The organism is Sphingomicrobium aestuariivivum, assembly GCF_024721585.1.
Taxonomy (GTDB): domain Bacteria; phylum Pseudomonadota; class Alphaproteobacteria; order Sphingomonadales; family Sphingomonadaceae; genus Sphingomicrobium; species Sphingomicrobium aestuariivivum.
In genome coordinates, this window is the sequence record NZ_CP102629.1 from 1,049,209 (window position 1) to 1,068,151 (window position 18,943).

Here is an 18,943-nt window from a genome sequence, read left to right on the forward strand (position 1 = left end):
GGGAGCGCTCCGCGAGCGGGTTCCAAGAGTGTCGACGAAGCTACTGCGCGGCGAGATAAGCGGCGGCCTTTTCGATCGCCAGCGTCGCTTCGACATGGCTTTCGAAAGGCGCTTCCAGTGCCACCGTATCCTCCCCGACCAGCTTGGCGGCTTCTGCAGCACGCGGGCAGCTGCCGTCGTTGAAGAACAGTTTCACGACGCGGCGTGGGCCGTTTTCGAACAGCATGATGCAATCCCCCGGGCCGACACAATCGGCGTAGCGGTCGGCATCGGGCAGTTGCTTCCCGGCGCGCCGCTCGGCCTCCGCCCGGCTCATCGTCTGCGACGGCATCGCCGGCGATAACGCGATATCGAGGATGCGCTTGTCGGAAATGTCGAGGGGCGCGTCGCGGAAAACCAGCACGAGCGTCTCGTAGAGATCCGGGGCGGTCGGCCCGCGAGGCCTGCAGCGCGCGGGCTCGTCGCGCTCGCGGAAGAAATAGGCGACACCCCGGCCGCATTTGACCAGCTGCCAGCCATCCTCCTTCGCGGCAGCGATGGCCGCGGGCGAATGGGGGCAGCGGAATTCGGGCTCGAGACCGCGAAAGACGTCCAATTGTCCCCGATCACTGACGCGAAACCTCGCAGGGTTCTCGACCAGCTCATCGCGGATCGCCGAGCGATAGACGGGCGCGGTGGCAAGTTCGGCTTCATAGGCACGCTCGCGCGCCTGCCAGCGCTCGAACCGATCGTCTTCGGCCTGCATGATCACCGGCGGCGATGCCGCCTCCTTCGCCTCGGGCGTGCAGCCCGCCAGCACCGCGACCATGGTCCCGATCATCAAGTTACGCACGCACCCCCCTCTCCCGGCAGTGCTTTTTGTAGAGCAATGCGTCCGACGCTGCTACAGGGCCTTGCCATGACCCCCAAGCATCTCGGCCAGACCAGCGCGCTTCCCTCCTCGCCGGAGGAAGCCGAACTCGATTATGTCCCCAACCCCCGTGCGGGCGAGCTCTATCTCGTGCGTTTCGCGGCGCCCGAATTCACCTCGCTCTGCCCCGTGACGGGCCAGCCCGACTTCGCGCATCTCGTGCTCGACTATGCGCCGGACGAGACGATCGTGGAGAGCAAGAGCCTCAAGCTCTTCCTCGGCAGCTTCCGCAACCATGCCGCCTTCCACGAGGATTGCACCGTGGGCATCGGCAAGCGGCTGTTCGATGAAATGAAGCCCAAGTGGCTGCGTATCGGCGGCTACTGGTATCCGCGCGGCGGCATCCCGATCGACGTCTTCTGGCAGTCGGGCGAGCCGCCCAAGGGGCTGTGGCTCCCCGACCAGGGCGTCGCCGGCTATCGCGGGCGCGGCTGAGGGGCGGGTAGCCCCTACAGGCTAGTCCCTAGCGCTCGTAACGGCGCGCCGCGGCGTCGCGGTGGTCGTTGACGTCCTGCTCGGCCCAGGCCGCCGCTTCCGTCTGCGACTGGCCGGTCGACAGGTCATAGGCGATGAGCGCGGTCTTCAATGCCGCCGCTTCGGCCGCGCAGGCGGTGCGGATGGCGGTACGGAAGTCGGCGGACGACTGGCCTTCCGCCTTGGCCGCCGAGATGCGCGCCTCGAGACAATTGTCGAAGGCGGCGCGCGGGCCCTGCAGCGTGCCGGCGTCCTGCACCAGCGTGGCGGCGATCATCATCGTGGCAAACATCGTCACATCCTTCGAATTTCGCGTCACTTTTCCCCAATATGGGGCGCTTATGCCTGGTCGCAAGGCAGCGGCGACGAGTGGCGGCGAATCACCTGCCAACCGTCACTGCCCTCCACCCATATGTCGGACAACAATACGCGTTCCTGAATGACCTGCCCCAGGTAACGCACGCTCCAGCGCGCATCGACGGTGGCGACGATCGTGCCCTCGACGCGCGTGCAGTGGGTGATATCGACGACGAGATCGACCACGTCCATGTTGGCGAGCGCCGCGATCCAGCCGTCGAGATCGAGCGCCTGCGGCTCCGATCCGCGCACGCCGACCAGCTGGAAATCGGGATGGATCAGCTGGCGCAGCGCGATCTCGTCCTTGGCGAACAGCGCGGTGCGCCATGCCGCCTCGAGCTTCTGGACGAGGCTGAGATCGGCGCTCATCAGAGCTTCTCCCACGCCGGTTTCCTCAAGGAACGGCGTTTCCTGCTCCGCGTCGAGCTTGTCGCCCGCCGTGCGCTGCCGCCCGCCATCGAGCCGAGGATGCCGCGCAGGATCGCATTGCCGATCTGGCGGCCGATCTTGTTGACGATGGTGCGCTCGACCGCCTTGCCGATCTTGTCGACGGTCGAGGAGGAACGACGGCCCGAGGTCCGGCGCGCGGCGCGTTCGGCCTTCTCGCGCGCTTCTTCCTCGGCGAGGCGGGCTTCTTCTTCGGCGGCGGCCTTCGCCTTCTCCGCCGCGCGCGCCTCGAGCACCTCCTCGGCGCTCTCGCGGTCGACGGCGGTGTCGTAGCGGGTGCCGATACCGTCGGCGGCCATGATCATCGCCCGCTCGCCGGTCGAGATGGTGCCGGCCCGTGCGCGCGGCGGCTTGACCAGCGTGCGTTCGACGGGGGTGGGCGCGCCTTCCGCGTCGAGGGTGGAGACCAGCGCCTCGCCCACCTTCAGCTCGGTGATCGCGGTGGCGACGTCCAGCCCGGGGTTGCGGCGGAAGGTCTCGGCGGCGCTGCGCACGGCTTTCTCGTCGCGCGGGGTGAAGGCGCGGAGCGCATGCTGGACACGGTTGCCGAGCTGGCCCGCCACTTCGTCGGGAATGTCGATCGGGTTCTGGGTGACGAAATAGACGCCCACGCCCTTCGAGCGGATGAGGCGCACCACCTGCTCGACCTTCTCGACCAGCGCGTCCGGCGCGTCGTCGAAGAGCAGGTGCGCCTCGTCAAAGAAGAAGACGAGCTTGGGCTTGTCGGGATCGCCGACCTCGGGAAGCTCCTCGAACAGCTCGCTGAGCAGCCAGAGGAGGAAGGTCGAATAAAGGCGCGGGCTGCGCATCAGGTCGGAGGCGGCGAGGATGTTGACCACCCCGCGCCCCTTGTCGTCCAGCGCGATGAAATCCTCGAGGTCGAGCGCGGGCTCGCCGAAGAAGAGGTCGCCGCCCTGCGTGCGCAGTTGGAGGAGCTTGCGCTGGATCGCGCCGATGCTCGCGGTCGAGACATTGCCATAGTCGAGCGTGAGCTCTTTCCTACGCTCGCCGACATTGACCAGCATCGCCTGCAAATCGTCGAGGTCGAGGAGCAGCAGCCCCTCGGCATCGGCGAGGTGGAAGGCGATGGTGAGCACGCCTTCCTGCGTGTCGTTCAAGTCCATCAGGCGCGCGAGCAGGAGCGGCCCCATCTCGCTCACCGTGGTGCGGACGGGGTGCCCCTGTTTGCCGAACAGGTCCCAGAAACGGACGGGAAAGTCCTCATAGGCATAGTCGTCGTAGCCGATCTTCGCCGCGCGCTTGGTGAAAGGTTCGTGCAGTTTGTGCGTCGCCGATCCGGGCAGCGCCATGCCCGCAAGGTCGCCTTTCACGTCGGCGAGGAAGACGGGAACGCCGGCGCGCGAAAAACCCTCGGCGAGGCCTTGCAGCGTGATCGTCTTGCCGGTGCCGGTCGCGCCCGCGATCAGTCCGTGACGGTTGGCACGGTCGAGGCGGAGCGACTGGCGGGGCCCGTCCTCGCCTGCCGTGCCGATGAAGATAGTCTCACTGTCCAACGCTAACTCCTCCCCGAGTGGAGGGAGAGGTTAGCGGGACAATGAGGCCATGCAAGCCTAGCTTTCGAGTTCGATCCCGACATAGCGGGCCGGCTGGCGGCCGCGCTGGACGAGGATGAGCACGCTGTCGCGGCCCGCCTCGCGGGCGGCGGCGACGGCGGCATCGACATCGCTCACGCTGCGCACGTCCTGCCGGTTGACGCGCAAGATCACCTCGCCGCGCTGCAGCCCGCGACGCGCCGCATCGCTGTTGGGGTCGACGCGGCTGATGATGACGCCCTCGAGGTCGTCCTCGAGGCGCAGCGCCTGGCGGATCTGGTCACTGAGGGGCTGGAGCGTCATGCCCAGCGCATCGCCGCCGTCGGCGGGGGTCTCGTCCTCGCCGGCCATGCCGCCCTCGTCGTCATTGCCGACACCAAGCTGCGCGGCCAGCTCCTCGCGGCTCGGGCGCTGGTTGACCGTGACCTGCACGGTGCGGCGGTCGCCGTTGCGAATGATGGTGAGCGGCACGGTCTCGCCGACCGGCGTGTTGGCGATGAGATAGCTCACGGTGTTGTCGGGGGTCACCGGCGTGCCATCGATCGCGAGGATGACGTCGCCCTGCTGGAGGCCGGCCGTGTCGGCGGCCTGGCCGTCGACCACCGAGCGGACGAGTTCGCCGCGCTCCTTGGGAAGGCCGAGCGCATCGGCGATGTCTTCCGACAGGGGCTGGAGCGAGACACCGAGATAGCCGCGCTCGGGCGCTTCGCCGCGGCGCAGGCTGTTGATCACCGGGATGGCGGCTTCGGCGGGGATGGCGAGGCCGATGCCCACGCTGGCGCCGGTCGGGCTGATCAACGCCGAATTGATGCCGATGACATTGCCCGCCATGTCGAACATCGGGCCACCCGAGTTACCCATGTTGATGCTGGCGTCGGTCTGGATGTAGCGGTCGTAAGCCCCGAAACCGGTGATGCCGCGATGCAGCGCCGAGACGATGCCCGCGGTCACGGTGCCGCCGAGGCCATAGGGGTTGCCGATGGCGATGATCCAGTCGCCGACGCGCACGCCGTCGCTGTCGCCCCAGTTGACGTACGGCAGGTTCGCCCCCTCGATCTTGAGGACGGCGAGGTCGCTGTCGGGGTCGCGGCCGACGATGCGGGCCTCATATTCGGTGCGGTCGGGGAAGGTCACATAGACCTCGTCGACGGTGCCGCCCTGCCCGTCGCGGCTCTCGATGAGATGATTGTTGGTGACGATATAGCCGTCGGGCGAGATGACGAAGCCCGAGCCGAGCGAGCCCGTCTCGCGCGTCACCGGTTCCTCGCCCTGGTTCTGGCCCTGCTCCTGCCCACGCGGGTTGGGGACACCGAAACGGCGGAAGAACTGGTCGAACGGATCCTGGTTCTGGCGGCGCTGCACCTCGACCTGCTGGCGGGTCGAGATGTTGACGACCGCGGGCTGGAGCCGCGCGGCGAGATCGGCGAAGCTTTCGGGCGCGCCCTGCACGGGCACGGGGCGGGCGGCATTCTGCGCCTGCATGCCGGCGAGCTCGCCGCCGGTCATCGAATAGGCACTCCCCCCGAGCAAAAGCGCGGCGGCAATCCCGTAAACGTAGCGCACGGCGGTCATCTCCTTGGCCATTCAGTCGTCCTCTTCATCGCATGCATGCTGGTCGAAAGCGAGGCTAGGTTGGCGAGTTGAACGCCATTTGAATGGCGCTCTTCGCAACGACCAACGGGCGGCCCGCTTCTACCAAATGCACGTTTCGCGCCTCCGTTGCCTCAGCGGCCGGTGAACTCGCGGAAATATTCATTGTCCGGCGAGAGCACGACAGAGGCCTCGCCCTTGGGATCGTCGGCGCGGCCGTTCTTCACGAAGGTCGTGCGATAGCTCTGCATCGCGCGATAGAAATCGTAGAAGTCCGGATCCTGCCCGAAGCTCTCCGCATAGGTGCGCGCGGCATCGGCGTCGGCCTCGGCGCGGATGATCTGCGCCTGCTTGTTGCCCTGCGCGCGGATGGCGCGGGCTTCCTGCTCGCGCGCGGTGCGCATGCGCTGGAAGGCACTGTCGAGCGGGGAGCCGTCGGGAAGGTCGGCGCGCTTGATGCGCACGTCGATGATCTCGGCGCCATATTGGCGTGCGACCTCGTCGAGCCCCTGCCGGATATTCTCCATCACGCCCTCGCGCTCGGGGCTGAGCAGCGAGGCGAAGGGAATGCGGCCGAGCTCGTTCCTGAGCTGCGAGCCGAGGATGGGCCGGAGCGCTTCCTCGACGCGTTCGACGCGCTGGGCGGCGACATACATCTGCAGCGGATCGGTGATGCGATAGCGTGCGAAGGCGTCGACCTCGAGCCGCAGCTGGTCGGTCGACAGCACGAGCTGCGTGTCCATGTCGATGTCGCGCACGCGCTTGTCGATCCACACCACATCCTCGGCAAAGGGGATGCGCCAGGTGAGGCCCGCGCCCTCGCCGCCGATGCCCTGCCCCTCGACATAAGGGTTGATGATGCGTTCGGGCTTGCCGAAGCGCACGACCACGCCCTGGTCGGTCTCGCGCGCCACGGGGAAGGCGGCGACGAGCAGCACGATGAGGAAGAGGACGCCGAAGAAGGTGGCGAGCGGATGGTTCTTCAAGAGACGGAACATTACTGGCCTCCTCCGCTGGTCGCCGTCGTCGTCGCTGGCGTCGAGCGGCGCAGTTCGTTGAGGGGCAGATAGGGCTGGACCCCGTCGGCGCTGATGATGGTCTTGTCGACGTCACGCAGCACGCGCTCCATCGTCTCGTAATACATGCGCCGCTGGGTCACGCGGGGCGCGAGGCGATATTCCTGGAAGACCTTGTCGAAGGCCTCGGCCTCGCCCTGCGCCTGCGCGGTGATCTGGAGGGCATAGGCGCGCGCCTCGTTGATGAAGCTCTGCGCGTCCTGCTGCGCGGCGGTGACCTGCTTGAAGGCCTCGTTGACCGTCTCGGGCGGGTCGGCGCGCTTGATTTCCACACCACGCATCTCGATGCCCGAGCGATAGGCGTCGAGCGTCTGCTGCATCTCGGCCTGCACCTGCGCCTGGATTTCCGAACGGCCCTCGCCGATCGCGTCCTGGAGGCTGGCGTTGGCGATCACCTGCCGCATGGCGCTCTCGGCGACCTGCCGGACCGTGTCTTCCTGGTTGGCCAGTTCGAACAGGTAATTCTCGGGATCGCGGATCTTCCAGCGCACCTGGTAGGCGATGTCGATGATATTCTCGTCGCCCGTCAGCATGAGGTTCTCGGTCTCGTCCGAGCCGACATCGATGTTGCGGATGTCCTCGACATCGACCTTCTCGACGCGATCGATCGGGGCGGGCAGCGTGAGGCCGATACCCGGGCCCAGCGTCTCGACATAGCGGCCGAAGCGCGTGACCACGCCGCGCTCTTCGGGCGCCACGCGGTGGACGGTCGAGAAGAGGAGGAGCAGCAGCACGAGGCCGACGATCGCCCAGACGATGATGTTTCCATTGGGCATCTGCGGGAAGGCCGGACCGCGCCCGCCGGGACCGCGTCCGCCGCCGAAGCGCGCGCGATTGCCCTTGAGCCAGTCATCGAGGCTGGTGATATTGCCGGGGCCCTTGCGCCCCTTGCCACCGCCATTGCCGCCGCCACCGGGCGGGGTCGGTCCCGGCTGCCACGGTCCCTTGGGCGGCTCGCCGCCGCCTCCCGAACCGCCGCCCGATCCCTTGCCGCCGCCACTGCTGCCGCCGGCCGGACCCCAGGGTCCCTTGCTGTCACTGAAAAGCGCGTGGCCGCGCCACCCCGAAAAAATGCTCATGGCCCGATAATAGGGGCGCGGGCGGCAAAAAAAAGGGACAGTCGACAAAAGGCCTATTATGGAGGCCGCCCATGACCAGTGACCCGCTCAGCCCGCTCGACACCCATCTCCACGCCGACCGCCTCAAAAGCCGCCGCCTCGAAGGCAGCGTGGCGCGCCTCCTTATCGATGCCAGCGGCCTCGACGCGCTCGAGCGCAAGGCGATGGAAGAGGAGTTCCGCAGCGCCGCGCTGGCGTTGCCGGGCGTCGAGGAAGTGCGCATCGGTATGACCGCCGCCAAGGTGGAGCGCGCCTTCGTCGCGGTCGCCAGCGGCAAGGGCGGGGTCGGCAAGTCCACCCTGTCGGCCAATCTCGCGGTCGCGCTGGCGCAGCTCGGGCAGAAGGTCGGGCTGGTCGATGCCGACATCTACGGCCCCTCGCAGCCCAAGTTGTTCGGCACGAGCGAAAAGCCGAAGGCCGAGGGCAAGACGCTCATCCCCGTCACGGCGCATGGCGTGAAGATGCTGTCGGTCGGCCAGCTGGTCGAGCCCGGCACCGCGCTCGCCTGGCGCGGGCCGATGGCGGCGGGCGCCCTCAACCAGCTGCTCGATGCCGACTGGGGCGATGCGGAAATCGTCCTCATCGACCTGCCGCCGGGCACCGGCGACGTGCAGCTCTCGCTCATTTCCAAGGCGCGGCCCGCGGGCGCGGTCATCGTCTCGACCCCGCAGGACCTCGCGCTGATCGACGCCACCCGCGCCATCGACCTGTTTGGCAAGACCGACGTGCCGGTGCTCGGCGTGGTCGAGAACATGGCCGGCTTCGCCTGCCCGCATTGCGGCGAGACCAGCGATCCCTTCGGCAAGGGCGGGGCCGAGGCGAGCGCAAAGGAACTCGGCCTGCCCTTCCTCGGGCGCCTGCCGCTGTCGGCGAGCATCCGCCTCGCCTCCGACCAGGGCGCGCCGCCCGCCGCCGACGAGGGCCCCGCGCAGGACGCCTTCATCGACCTTGCCAAAAAGCTCCTCGACGCGCTGGGGAGCCGGAAGGCCGGCTGATCCGTTGGGAGCGGCAAAAGGAGAGTATCCATGCCGCTTACCCGTGACGACGACATCGCCCGACTGCTCCGCGAGACGCGCACCATCGCGATGGTCGGCGCCTCCGACAAACCGCACCGCGACAGCAACCGCGTGATGGCCTGGCTGATCGAGAAGGGCTATCGCGTCCTGCCGGTCAATCCGCGCATCACCGGCGAACATGTCCACGGCGAATATGTCTGGCGCGAACTGTCGCAGATCGACGTGCCGATCGACATGGTCGACTGCTTCGTCAATTCGGATCATGTCGGCGCCATCGTCGACCAGGCCATCCTCGCGGGTGCCAAGTCGGTGTGGATGCAGCTTGGCGTCATCGACGAGGCCGCCGCCGCGCGTGCCGAGGCCGCGGGGCTCGAGGTTGTCATGGACCGCTGCCCCAAGATCGAGATCCCGCGCCTCGGGGTGGAACCGGTCGCCGCGCAGGGCTGACCGGTCCCTGCACGGGACATCGCGCCAACCTTAACCTTGATCAATCATCCGTACTAATGGATAGTCCCTGTCATCGTGGGTGACAGGGAGAGACGGACATGAAGACGCTTTTGCTCGCCGGCTGCGGCGCGGCGGTGCTCGCCGCGGGGACGGCGGTCGCCGGCACCGGCCACCAGTGGGGCGATTATCTGTGGGGCTCGCCCGGCAACAAGCCGACGCTGACGCTTCGCCACAAGTTCGCCGACGCCACCGCATCGAAGTGGATGCCTTATTACCTCACCGGCGCCAATGACGCGCTGACCAAGTGGAACGACGATGCGCGCTCGCCGCTCACGCTCAACGAGCTGGGCGAGGCGACGCATACGACCAGTTCGGCGTGCAACCCGCGCTCGGGCGAAATCACCGTCTGTTCGGACGAATATGGCACCAACCAGGGCTGGGTCGGCATCGCCAACATCTGGGCGAGCGGCACCTCGATCACGCAGGCCACCGCCCGCATGAACGACAGCTATTACGAATATTCGACCTTCTACGACACCGACGGCCAGCGCCAGTTCGTCGTCTGCCACGAGATCGGCCACACCTTCGGGCTCGGCCATCTCGACACCAATTTCAACAACGCCAACCTCGAAAGCTGCATGGACTATACGTCCAACCCCGAGGGGCCGCCCGACAACCGCGATCCGGGGCCCGTCGACTGGGAGGTGCTGACCAGCGCCACCATGTACGGTCCGGTCGGTGACGGCGGCGGCGATCCCCCGCCCGAGGAAGAACCGCCCACCACCAAACCCGGCAAGGGTGGCGGCAAAGGCGGTGGCGGCGGCGGCGGCGGCGGCGGCGGCAAGGGCAAGAACAAGCTCGTCGCGCCCCCGACCACGGCGGAAGCCGCGCTGGAGCGTGGCCGCTTCGGCGGTATCCTCGGCTATGACGGCGCGGGCCGTCCCAACGTCTATGTGCAGGACATGCGCGGGGGGCAGCGCAAGTTCACCTTCGTCATGTGGGCCGAGGGCTATCGCCCCGCCGGCTCGCAGCGTCCCGCCGGACGCTAGTCACGCTTTGGCAGAGTGCCGGTGGTCGTGGGCTCAGCCCACGGCCACCGTCATTTCGGGCACCAGCAACGTGGGCGCATCGACGCCCTTTTTCAGCACGAGATCGCTGCCCGGCTCGAGGGTCGCGAACATGTCCTTGAGGTTGGACGCGATGGTCGCCCCGCTCGCCGGCGCGACGATCTCGCCATACTCGACATAGAAGCCCGCGGCGCCGCGCGAATAGTCGCCGGTGACCCCGTTGACCCCCTGCCCGATCAGCTCGGTCACGAGGAAGCAGCGGGGATGGGCCGCGAGCAGTTCCTCGCGGCTCCGCGTCCCCGCCTCGATCCAGAAATTGCTCGGCCCCGCACCGGGCGCCCCGCCGGGACCGCGGATGGCATGGCCGGTCGGCGCGATGCCGAGCTGGCGCGCAGGCGCGGAGGCGGCGAACCAGCTTTTCAGCACGCCGTCCTCGATGATGTTCATCTGCCTGACCGGCAGCCCCTCGCCGTCGAAGCCGTGGCTGCGAAGCCCGCGCGTGCGCAGCGGATCGTCGGTGATGGTGACACCCTTGGCGAAGACCTGCTCGCCCATCCGGTCCTGGAGGAAGGAGGAGCGCCGCGCGACCGAACTGCCCGACAGCGCGCCGGCAAGATGCGACAAGAGCGTCGTTGCCACGCGCGGGTCGAACAGCACCGCCATCCGCCCGCCCTCGAACTTCTGCGGCGCGAGCCGAGCGGCGGCACGTTCACCTGCGCGGGTGCCGATGGCGCGCGCATCCTCGAGGTCGGCGAGATAGCGCGCCGAATGATAGTCGTAATCGCGCTCCTGTCCGCCCTCGCCCTCGGCGATGACCGCGACCGAGCAGCCGTGGCCCGAGGAGCGGAAGGCGGCATCGACGCCGTGGCTGGTCGCCAGCGCGAACAGGCTCGAGGAGGCAGAGGCCGAGGCGCCCGATGAATTGGCGACCTTGTCGACGGCCAGCGCCGCCGCCTCGCATTCGAGCGCGCGTTCCTTCAGTGCCTCGGGATCAGGCTCGCCTTCCTCGTAAAGGTCGAGGTCGGGTGCCTCGCCGCGCATGAGGAGATCCTCCGGCGCGAGCCCCGCATATTCGTCCTCGCTCGCCGCCTTGGCCATCGCATGCGCGCGGGTCGCAAGCCCCGCGAGCCCGTCTTCGGACAGGTCGGAGGAGGAGACGCTGGCGACCTTCTGGCCGAGGAAGAGGCGGAGCCCCAGCTTCTCGCCCTCCGAGCGCTGCACGTCCTCGAGCGCCCCCATCCGCACCTCGACCGAGGAGGAAGAGGAGGAGACGAGCGCGGCGTCGGCGGCGGTCGCGCCCGCCTTCATCGCGAGTTCGACGGCGCGGCGGGTGGCGGTTCGGGCGGTCTCGAGGTTACGCATGACTGCGGCGCTTAAGCCCTCAGCCCCCGCGCGACAAGCCGACCGTCAGGCAGGCGAGCGCGAGGAGGAGGCCGGCGAACCGGTTCGACCGGAACAGCGCCAGCGCGCCCGCCCCGTCTTCGGCATCGACCTTCATCGCCTGCCAGCCGAGATGGAGCGCGACCGGCAGCAGCGCGAGCAGCGCCAGCGGGGTCGGCTTGAGCTGCCATAGCGCCGCGCCCCAAAGGCCGAGCGCGAGCGCATAGCAAAGCGCTACCCCGCCCTTCACCCGTCCGCCCAGCGCGCGCGCCGAGGAGCGCACGCCGACCAGCGCATCGTCCTCCACGTCCTGGATCGCATAGACGGTGTCATAGCCCACGACCCAGAAGATCGAGCCGCCCCACAGGAGGAGGCCGGGCAGGGCGAGGCTGCCCCACGCCGCGGTCCAGCCAACCAGCGCGCCCCAGCTGAAGACGAGGCCGAGCCATGCCTGCGGCCACCAGGTGATGCGCTTCATGAAGGGATAAGCGGCAACGAGCGCGAGGCTCGCCAGCGCGACCAGCGCGGCGGTCAGCGGCAGTTGCACGAGCACGACAAGGCCGACGAAGCAAAGCCCGATGGTCAGCCCCCATGCCGCTTTCAGCGAAATCCGCCCGCTCGCCAGCGGCCGGAGCCTCGTGCGCTCGACCCGGGCGTCGAGATCGCGGTCGACGATATCATTATAGGCACAGCCCGCCGAGCGCATCGCGAAGGCACCGAGGAGGAACCAGCCGACAAGGTCCCAGCGGCCATCGACCCCCGCCAGCCCGAGCCCCGCGAGGCAGGGCCAGTAGAGCAGCCAGGTGCCGATCGGCCGGTCGAGCCGCATCAGCGCGGCATAGGGCCGCCAGCTTGGCGGCAGCGCACCGATGAGGCCGGTGCGTTCGCTGTCGGGAACAGTTTCCATGGCCCGACCGCATGGCGCGCGCGGCCCCGTGTGGTCAAGCATTGGACGGGGGCTTCGAACAGGCGTATCCTGCTCGGCCTCGTGGAAGAGGAGACGGTGATGGTTCTTTACATCATGACGGCGCTGGCGCTGCCGGCCGCGGAGATGCCGGTGCTGGCGATGGCCCAACCGGAGATCATCCGCGCCGACAAGATCCTCCGCCGACCCAAGCCGGACGAGGTCGAGGGCGAAGGCGAGGAATGCGTGCTGAAAGGCGCCTCCGAACTGTGCGAGGAAACCGACGCGCAGATCGATCCGCCCTCGCTTCAGCTAGACAGCGCACCGCCGGACGAGGTGGAAGAGAACACCAGTGACGGGAGCGATGACGAGGTCGCGCGCAAGGGCCGCGCCCGCATCATCTTGCCCGCCTCCAAGCCGCTCTAGCTGCGCGAGAAACGCTGGCGCAATTGCGTGCGGGTCTGGCGCCAGCGCTGGCGCAGGCTCTTGCGCGCGAAGGGCTCGAACATGTCCTCGGTAGCCTCGGGATCGCCCAGCTCGTGATCGGCGATGAAATTCTCGGCGCCCGACAGGTCCTCGAGCTCGAGCCGCGTCAGCGTCTTGTCCTCGCCGCGCAAGGCCTCGATCACCCCGATCAGCCCGCGCTCCTCTTCCTCCGCTTTCGCCAAGGTATCGACGTCGACGCCGAGATGTTCGGCCATGAGATCGCGGCGCAGCGCGGTGATCGTCGCCTCATGACCCTTGCCCGCATTCTGGGGCAGTCCGCAGTCGACGATGACGTCGCACTCGCTGTCGAGGCCCATCGAGCGGTTGTTGAGATTGGCCGACCCCACCCGCAGGAAGCGGTCATCGATGATCGCCACCTTGGCGTGGACATAGATGTCGGTGCCCGCCGCATTGACCGGCACATAGATGCGGAAATTCTCGCCGCCGGGTGAATTCATGATGGTCTGCATCAGCTTCTGGCGGGTGCCGTCCATCGCGATCTGCTCGAGCCAGCCGTCGGCGGTGCGCGGCATGACGAGGACGATCTCGGGCGGATCATCCTCGCTCAACCGCGTGCAGATGGCGGCGGCGACCTTCGGCGAGGTGAAATACTGGTTCTCGATATAGGCGAAGCGCTCGCACTTCTCGATCATGTCGATGACCAGCGCCTCGTTCTCGCGCACTTCCCCGACGTCCCCATATTCGGCGCGGGTGCGCGCGATGGCGACGTCGACATCGCGGAAATGCGGCTCGAGCCCGTCGGGCCAGTCGTCCTCGGCCTGGCGGACCGGCTCGAGATCGCGTGTCGTCGCCACCTTCCAGCGCTCGCGCCCGAGTTCGCCCAGTGCCCCCGCCACGGGCCCGCGCATCAGCATGGTCACGTCGTGCCACGGATCATAGGGCTTGCCGTTGGGGGTGGTGCGGCACGGATCCTCGGGCCTGTGCTCGCGCGTGTCCCAGCGCCTGAGCCCGATATCGATGCCCCCGCAGGCGGCGAGGCTCTCGTCGATGACGACGATCTTCTGGTGATGGCTGCACCCCTTGGGATGCGAACTGTCGAACTTGAGGCGGATCGGTTTTGCCAGCCACCAGCGAAACAGCCAATAGGTCGCACGCACCGACAGGAACTGCTTCAGCGCCCCGAAATTCCATTTGAGCACGTCGATCTGGCGCGTCGGCTTCTCGCGTGCCAGGTCGAGGAAGAAGTGACCGAGGCTGGCGTGATAGCTCCCCTCGCGATCGGGGGCGAGGCTGATGCGCGTGTCGAAGTCCCAGCCGACGATGAAGATGCGCTCGCTCGCGCGCTGCATCGCCTCGGCGATGATGCGGTAATAGTCGGCGGCATCGACGATCATCCGGGCCTCGGTGGCCCGTTCGATCCGCCAGCAATTGCGCCCCACCGCGACGATCGGTTGGATGTCGTTACTCACGCGTACCCAAATCCACGGGCTTGCCGCTGCGTTCCATTGCCGCCTAGAAACCGTCTCATGCCTGCCACTCCCGCCTGGCCGCCCGAGAGCCTGCCCCGCCTTTACGTCACCGCCCCCCTCGCCGAGGGCGCCGAGTTCGAGCTCGACAAGTCGCAGGCCCATTATGTCGGTACGGTGATGCGGCGGAAGCCGGGCGATGCGCTCCTCCTGTTCGACGGCGCGAACGGCGAATGGCGCGGCGAAGTGGTCGAGGCGGGCAAGAAGCGCGTGCGCCTGCGGGTGACGGGAAAGACCCGCCCGCAGGAAGCGCCCACCGGCCTCACCCTCGCCTTCGCGCCGATCAAGAAGCAGCGCATCGACTTCCTCGTCGAAAAAGCGGTCGAGCTGGGCGTCGAGACGCTCCAGCCGATCCTCACCCAACGCACCATCGCGGGCCGCGTCGGCGAGGATCGCATCCGCGCGCATATCGTCGAGGCCGCAGAGCAGTGCGGGCGCACCGCCATCGCCGAGCTGAGGGAACCGGTCCGGCTGAAAAAGTGGCTGATCGAACGGCCCCGCACGCCCCTCTATTTCGCCGACGAGACGGGCGGCGCGCCTGCCCTCGAGAGCTTCAGGCCCGCCCCCGCGACCATCCTCATCGGCCCCGAGGGCGGTTTCACCGACGAGGAGCGCGCGATGATCCGCGCCGGGGAAGGCGCCGTCGCGATCAGCCTCGGCCCGCGCATCCTGCGCGCCGAGACGGCGGCCCTCGCGGCGGTCGCCGCCTATATGGCGTCGGCGGGAGACTGGCGCCAATAGTGGCTTTTCGCGTTCCGTCGGCTGCGCTAGGGCGGGCGCCATGACGACGCGCACCGACCTGTCCGCCAGCCCGACCATCGAGAGCCGCGAAGACCTGCTCTCCCTGTTTTCCGGCGGCGAGAAGCCCGCGAGCGACTGGCGCATCGGCACCGAGCACGAGAAATTCGTCTATCATGTCGGGGATCACCGCGCGCCGAGCTGGGAAGAGGAAGGCGGCATCCGCGATCTCCTCACCGCCCTGACCGAATATGGCTGGCAGCCCGTGATCGAGGGCGGCAAGCTCATCGCGCTGACCGGCGATGACGGCACCGTCAGCCTCGAACCCTCGGGCCAGCTCGAACTGTCGGGCGCCGCATTGGAGCATCTCCACCAGACCTGCGCCGAGGCGGGCCGCCACCTCAAGCAGGTCAAGGCCGTTGGCGAGAAATTGGGCCTCGGCTTCCTCGGCCTTGGCATGTGGCCCGACAAGGCACGCGATGATCTCTCGTGGATGCCCAAGGCGCGCTACGGCATCATGCGCCGCTACATGCCGACCAAGGGCGACCTCGGGCTCGACATGATGCAGCGCACCTGCACCATCCAGGTCAATCTCGACTATTCGTCCGAAGCCGACATGGTGAAGAAATTCCGCGTCGGCCTCGCGCTCCAGCCCGTGGCCACCGCGCTGTTCGCCAATTCGCCCTTCACGGAAGGGCGTCCCAACGGCTTCCTCAGCTTCCGGTCGCACATCTGGACCGACACCGACGCCGACCGCACCGGCATGCTGCCCTTCGTCTTCGAGGAGGGCTTCGGCTACGAGCGCTGGTGCGACTATGCGCTGGGCGTGCCGATGTATTTCGTTTTCCGCGACGGCCATTATCACGACGTGGCGGGCAAGAGCTTCCGCGACTTCCTCGACGGGCGCCTCGAAGGCCTCGAGGGCGAAAAGCCCACCCGCGCCGACTGGACCGACCACCTGTCGACCATCTTCCCGGAGGTGCGCCTCAAGAGCTTCCTCGAGATGCGCGGTGCCGACGGCGGCCCGTGGAACCGCATCTGCGCGCTGCCCGCCCTGTGGGTCGGCCTCCTTTATGACGGCCCCACGCTCGATGCGGCGTGGGACCTGTGCAAGGACTGGAGCCTCGAGGAGCGCGAACGCTTGCGCGCCGACGTTCCCAAGATGGGACTGCGCACCCCCGTCCCCGGTTTCGGCACGATGCAGCAGTTGGCCGAGCGGGTCGTCGAGCTGGCGAACGAGGGCCTGCGCGCCCGCGCCCGCACCAATGCGGCGGGCGACGACGAGACCGGATTCCTCGATCCCCTGCGAGAAATCATCGCCCGGGGGCAGAGCCCCGCCGACCGCCTGCTGGCCTGCTACCATGGCGAGTGGAACGGCTCGGTCGAGCCCGTCTACGGCGACCAAAGCTTCTGATATCGCATCGAAAAAGCGATGCATGTCGGCAACGCGACATGAATATTTCACCGTGATGTCAGCTGCTTGTTGACTCTCGACTAGTCTCGTCTAGAGCGCCCGAAGCATCGGGACCGGCGCGGGGGCCGGACCCTTCAAACCTCTGAGATGGGGAAGAATTCGATGCGCCGCTTTTCGAAAATGATTTCGCTTACCGCCATGGCCACCGCCACGGCGTTCGCCGCCACGCCCGTGCACGCACAGGTGACCGGTGATGATGACACGATGATCGAGGATGCCGAGGAAGGCATCGGCGTCATCGTCATCACCGCACAGCGCCGCGAGGAAAACCTGCAGGACGTGCCGATCTCGGTCGCGACCGTGGGCGACGACACGCTGGCCGCGATCAACGCGGGCGGTGCCGACATCCGCGGCCTCGCCGGCCGCGTGCCCAGCCTCAACATCGAAAGCTCCTTCGGGCGCACCTTCCCGCGTTTCTACATCCGCGGCCTCGGCAACACCGACTTCGACCTCAATGCCTCGCAGCCGGTCAGCCTCGTCTATGACGAAGTCGTCCTCGAGAACCCGATCCTCAAGGGCTTCCCGGTGTTCGACGTCGATCGCGTCGAAGTCCTTCGCGGGCCGCAGGGCACGCTGTTCGGCCGCAACACGCCGGCCGGCATCGTCAAGTTCGACACGGTGAAGCCCGGCTTCACCGCCGAGAATTTCGCCAAGGCCAGCTGGGCCAGCTACAACACGCTGACCGCCGAAGCCGGCGTCGGCGCGACCCTCTCGGACGACGTCTCGATCCGCGTCTCGGGTCTCTACCAGCACCGTGACGACTGGATCGACAATGTCGATACGCCGCGTCGCAATGACCTCGAAGGCTATGACGATTATGCCGCGCGCGTGCAGCTCCTCATCGAGCCGAGCGACGTCGCCTCGCTGCGCCTGACCGCGCAGGCCCGCCGCCAGGACGGTTCGGCCCGCGTCTTCCGCGCCAATCTGTTCAACACCGGTTCGAACGAGCTGGTCGGCGTCGACGGCGGCGAGTTCGTCCGCTCGGAAGTGCGTGCCGACGGCATCAACTACCAGGCGCTGAACAATTTCAACGTCGCCGCCCACTTCGACTATGACTTCGGGCCGGTCACCCTTTACTCGATCTCGAGCTACTGGGGCGGCAACCTCGAGAGCCGCGGCGACATCGACGGCGGCTTCGGCAATGCCTTCACCGCCGACATGGGCCCGGGCTTCATCCCCTTCTCGGCGCAGAGCCAGGACAACATCCCCTCGCTCGACCAGTTCACGCAGGAAATCCGCATCGCCTCGAACAATGACGGCGGTCTCGGCTACCAGGCGGGTGTCTTCTACTTCAACGAGAAGCTGGACATCGAGAGCATCGACTTCGGCGGCCCGCAGGAAACCGCTCCGGCGGCGATCGTCAACCAGCGCCAGGACGCCGACGCGCTCGGCATCTTCGGCAGCGTGAACTACGCCTTCGACAACGGTTTCACCGTCCAGGGCGGCGCGCGCTACAATTTCGACGATAAGACCCTCATGGCCGAGCGCGAATTCGACCTGCGCCCCGGCTTCATCGGTGGTGGCCCGGTCCCCGCCGAAACGCTGTCGGCCGATGACGAAGTCCTGACCTGGGACGTCAGCGGCGTCTACGAGGTCAATGACGACGTCAACGTCTTCGCCCGCGTCGCCAAGGGCTATCGCGCTCCCTCGCTCCAGGGCCGCATCCTGTTCGACCGCGACCTGTCGATGGCGAGCAGCGAGACGACCATGAGCTACGAAGCCGGCGTCAAGACCAGCTTCGATGCGGTCATGTTCAACCTCACCGGCTACCTGTTCAAGACCGACGACCTCCAGCTGTCGGCGGTCGGTGGCGGCACCAACGCCAACCTGCTCCTCAATGCGGACCAGGTCGACGGTGCGGGCTTCGAGGCCGAACTGATGGCGCGTCCCGCTCGTGGCCTGACGCTCACCGCGGGTGTCTCGTACAACTCGGCCAAGATCGACGATCCCGATCTGGTCGTCGAAACCTGCGGTGCGGCCTGCACCGTGACCGACGACATCTTCGCCCCCGCGGCGCCCTTCCAGCCGGCCATCGTCTACATCGACGGCAACCAGCTGCCGCAGGCACCCGAGTGGACCGCCAACTGGACCGCGGGCTACGAATTCCCGATCACGGCCGACGGCGACCTCTACGTCTTCACCGACTGGTACTATCGCTCGAAGATCAACTTCTTCCTCTACGAAGCCGTTGAATTCTCGGACGACAACCTGCTCGAAGGCGGCCTTCGCATCGGCTACAAGACCGCCGACTTCGACGTCGCGGTCTTCGCCCGCAACATCCTCGACGACCAGTCGGCGGTGGGCGCGATCGACTTCAACAACCTCACCGGTTTCGTCAACGAACCGCGCATCATCGGCGCGGAACTCGGCGTGAACTTCTAAGCGGCGCAAAACTCCGCTAGGCAATCGGGGCGGGCTC

The 18,943-nt window shown here is 67.5% G+C and carries 18 protein-coding genes; 8 read left to right on the forward strand and 10 right to left on the reverse strand.

What is annotated here, in order from left to right:
* Positions 1–40: 40 nt before the first annotated feature.
* Positions 41–832 carry a hypothetical protein gene (locus NUW81_RS05525; protein WP_245111269.1) on the reverse strand — a complete coding sequence of 264 codons (792 nt, stop codon included), beginning with the start codon at positions 830–832 and terminating at the stop codon, positions 41–43.
* A gap of 66 nt (positions 833–898) precedes the next feature.
* On the opposite strand from NUW81_RS05525, the gene queF reads away from it, so the two are divergent.
* Positions 899–1,345 (forward strand): preQ(1) synthase, encoded by a 447-nt coding sequence (gene queF / locus NUW81_RS05530; RefSeq protein ID WP_245111272.1) that lies wholly within the window; start codon positions 899–901, stop codon positions 1,343–1,345.
* A gap of 28 nt (positions 1,346–1,373) precedes the next feature.
* Here queF and NUW81_RS05535 read toward each other — a convergent pair whose 3' ends face one another.
* The 6 genes from NUW81_RS05535 to hflK form a co-directional block, all read right to left on the reverse strand.
* Entirely contained in the window at positions 1,374–1,676 is a 303-nt protein-coding gene (locus tag NUW81_RS05535) for a hypothetical protein (protein WP_245111275.1), read from the reverse strand.
* Positions 1,677–1,723: 47 nt separating this feature from the next.
* Complete coding sequence (locus NUW81_RS05540; RefSeq protein WP_245111277.1) at positions 1,724–2,110, reverse strand: nuclear transport factor 2 family protein; 387 nt, start codon at positions 2,108–2,110, stop codon at positions 1,724–1,726.
* Entirely contained in the window at positions 2,110–3,702 is a 1,593-nt protein-coding gene (locus NUW81_RS05545; protein WP_245111280.1) for a helicase HerA-like domain-containing protein, read from the reverse strand. Before NUW81_RS05545 ends, NUW81_RS05540 begins: the two co-directional genes overlap by 1 nt.
* 57 nt (positions 3,703–3,759) lie before the next feature.
* Positions 3,760–5,325, reverse strand: a complete 1,566-nt coding sequence (locus tag NUW81_RS05550) for a Do family serine endopeptidase (RefSeq protein WP_245111282.1) — start codon at positions 5,323–5,325, stop codon at positions 3,760–3,762.
* Positions 5,326–5,465: 140 nt separating this feature from the next.
* A complete protein-coding gene (hflC, locus tag NUW81_RS05555; RefSeq protein ID WP_245111284.1) occupies positions 5,466–6,329 on the reverse strand; it encodes a protease modulator HflC in 864 nt (287 codons plus the stop codon).
* A complete protein-coding gene (hflK, locus tag NUW81_RS05560) occupies positions 6,329–7,486 on the reverse strand; it encodes an FtsH protease activity modulator HflK (RefSeq protein ID WP_245111286.1) in 1,158 nt (385 codons plus the stop codon). The genes hflC and hflK overlap by 1 nt, the downstream gene beginning before the upstream one ends.
* 71 nt (positions 7,487–7,557) lie before the next feature.
* On the opposite strand from hflK, the gene NUW81_RS05565 reads away from it, so the two are divergent.
* The 3 genes from NUW81_RS05565 to NUW81_RS05575 all read left to right on the forward strand — a co-directional run bounded on the left by NUW81_RS05565 (position 7,558) and on the right by NUW81_RS05575 (position 10,037).
* Positions 7,558–8,520, forward strand: coding sequence for an Mrp/NBP35 family ATP-binding protein (locus NUW81_RS05565; protein WP_245111288.1), 963 nt, complete (start codon positions 7,558–7,560; stop codon positions 8,518–8,520).
* A 30-nt stretch (positions 8,521–8,550) separates the two neighbouring features.
* The gene (locus NUW81_RS05570; protein ID WP_245111290.1) at positions 8,551–8,988 is read left to right on the forward strand and encodes a CoA-binding protein; all 438 of its coding nucleotides are present in this window, start codon (positions 8,551–8,553) and stop codon (positions 8,986–8,988) included.
* Positions 8,989–9,086: 98 nt separating this feature from the next.
* Complete coding sequence (locus NUW81_RS05575) at positions 9,087–10,037, forward strand: zinc metalloprotease (RefSeq protein WP_245111292.1); 951 nt, start codon at positions 9,087–9,089, stop codon at positions 10,035–10,037.
* Between the two features lie 33 nt (positions 10,038–10,070).
* Here the strand turns inward: NUW81_RS05575 and NUW81_RS05580 are convergent, their stop codons facing one another.
* Both NUW81_RS05580 and ubiA read right to left on the reverse strand, forming a co-directional pair.
* On the reverse strand, positions 10,071–11,417 hold the full coding sequence (locus NUW81_RS05580; protein ID WP_245111294.1) for a TldD/PmbA family protein: 1,347 nt from the start codon (positions 11,415–11,417) through the stop codon (positions 10,071–10,073).
* A gap of 19 nt (positions 11,418–11,436) precedes the next feature.
* On the reverse strand, positions 11,437–12,342 hold the full coding sequence (gene ubiA / locus NUW81_RS05585; protein ID WP_245111297.1) for a 4-hydroxybenzoate octaprenyltransferase: 906 nt from the start codon (positions 12,340–12,342) through the stop codon (positions 11,437–11,439).
* A gap of 99 nt (positions 12,343–12,441) precedes the next feature.
* On the opposite strand from ubiA, the gene NUW81_RS05590 reads away from it, so the two are divergent.
* On the forward strand, positions 12,442–12,765 hold the full coding sequence (locus NUW81_RS05590; protein ID WP_245111300.1) for a hypothetical protein: 324 nt from the start codon (positions 12,442–12,444) through the stop codon (positions 12,763–12,765).
* On the opposite strand, the gene NUW81_RS05595 is transcribed toward NUW81_RS05590, so the two are convergent.
* Positions 12,762–14,255, reverse strand: coding sequence for a phospholipase D-like domain-containing protein (locus NUW81_RS05595; RefSeq protein ID WP_245111303.1), 1,494 nt, complete (start codon positions 14,253–14,255; stop codon positions 12,762–12,764). The two genes, NUW81_RS05590 and NUW81_RS05595, sit on opposite strands and share 4 nt — an antisense overlap.
* Positions 14,256–14,312: 57 nt before the next feature.
* Here NUW81_RS05595 and NUW81_RS05600 point away from each other — a divergent pair, with 57 nt between their 5' ends.
* The 3 genes from NUW81_RS05600 to NUW81_RS05610 all read left to right on the forward strand — a co-directional run bounded on the left by NUW81_RS05600 (position 14,313) and on the right by NUW81_RS05610 (position 18,906).
* Positions 14,313–15,053 carry a 16S rRNA (uracil(1498)-N(3))-methyltransferase gene (locus NUW81_RS05600; protein ID WP_245111306.1) on the forward strand — a complete coding sequence of 247 codons (741 nt, stop codon included), beginning with the start codon at positions 14,313–14,315 and terminating at the stop codon, positions 15,051–15,053.
* A gap of 40 nt (positions 15,054–15,093) precedes the next feature.
* Entirely contained in the window at positions 15,094–16,464 is a 1,371-nt protein-coding gene (locus NUW81_RS05605; protein ID WP_245111308.1) for a glutamate--cysteine ligase, read from the forward strand.
* Positions 16,465–16,662: 198 nt separating this feature from the next.
* A complete protein-coding gene (locus NUW81_RS05610; protein WP_245111311.1) occupies positions 16,663–18,906 on the forward strand; it encodes a TonB-dependent receptor in 2,244 nt (747 codons plus the stop codon).
* The last annotated feature ends 37 nt before the right edge of the window (positions 18,907–18,943 follow it).

Excerpts from the sequence above, each read along its gene's own strand:
- NUW81_RS05570 (WP_245111290.1), top strand. The coding sequence starts at position 8,551 with ATGCCGCTTACCCGTGACGACGACATCGCCCGACTGCTCCGCGAGACG.
- NUW81_RS05600 (WP_245111306.1), top strand. The coding sequence starts at position 14,313 with ATGCCTGCCACTCCCGCCTGGCCGCCCGAGAGCCTGCCCCGCCTTTAC.
- queF (WP_245111272.1), top strand. The coding sequence starts at position 899 with ATGACCCCCAAGCATCTCGGCCAGACCAGCGCGCTTCCCTCCTCGCCG.
- NUW81_RS05610 (WP_245111311.1), top strand. The coding sequence starts at position 16,663 with ATGGCCACCGCCACGGCGTTCGCCGCCACGCCCGTGCACGCACAGGTG.
- hflK (WP_245111286.1), bottom strand. The coding sequence starts at position 7,486 with ATGAGCATTTTTTCGGGGTGGCGCGGCCACGCGCTTTTCAGTGACAGC.
- NUW81_RS05565 (WP_245111288.1), top strand. The coding sequence starts at position 7,558 with ATGACCAGTGACCCGCTCAGCCCGCTCGACACCCATCTCCACGCCGAC.
- NUW81_RS05605 (WP_245111308.1), top strand. The coding sequence starts at position 15,094 with ATGACGACGCGCACCGACCTGTCCGCCAGCCCGACCATCGAGAGCCGC.
- NUW81_RS05535 (WP_245111275.1), bottom strand. The coding sequence starts at position 1,676 with ATGTTTGCCACGATGATGATCGCCGCCACGCTGGTGCAGGACGCCGGC.
- NUW81_RS05580 (WP_245111294.1), bottom strand. The coding sequence starts at position 11,417 with ATGCGTAACCTCGAGACCGCCCGAACCGCCACCCGCCGCGCCGTCGAA.
- NUW81_RS05540 (WP_245111277.1), bottom strand. The coding sequence starts at position 2,110 with ATGAGCGCCGATCTCAGCCTCGTCCAGAAGCTCGAGGCGGCATGGCGC.
- ubiA (WP_245111297.1), bottom strand. The coding sequence starts at position 12,342 with ATGGAAACTGTTCCCGACAGCGAACGCACCGGCCTCATCGGTGCGCTG.
- hflC (WP_245111284.1), bottom strand. The coding sequence starts at position 6,329 with ATGTTCCGTCTCTTGAAGAACCATCCGCTCGCCACCTTCTTCGGCGTC.
- NUW81_RS05575 (WP_245111292.1), top strand. The coding sequence starts at position 9,087 with ATGAAGACGCTTTTGCTCGCCGGCTGCGGCGCGGCGGTGCTCGCCGCG.
- NUW81_RS05550 (WP_245111282.1), bottom strand. The coding sequence starts at position 5,325 with ATGGCCAAGGAGATGACCGCCGTGCGCTACGTTTACGGGATTGCCGCC.
- NUW81_RS05590 (WP_245111300.1), top strand. The coding sequence starts at position 12,442 with ATGGTTCTTTACATCATGACGGCGCTGGCGCTGCCGGCCGCGGAGATG.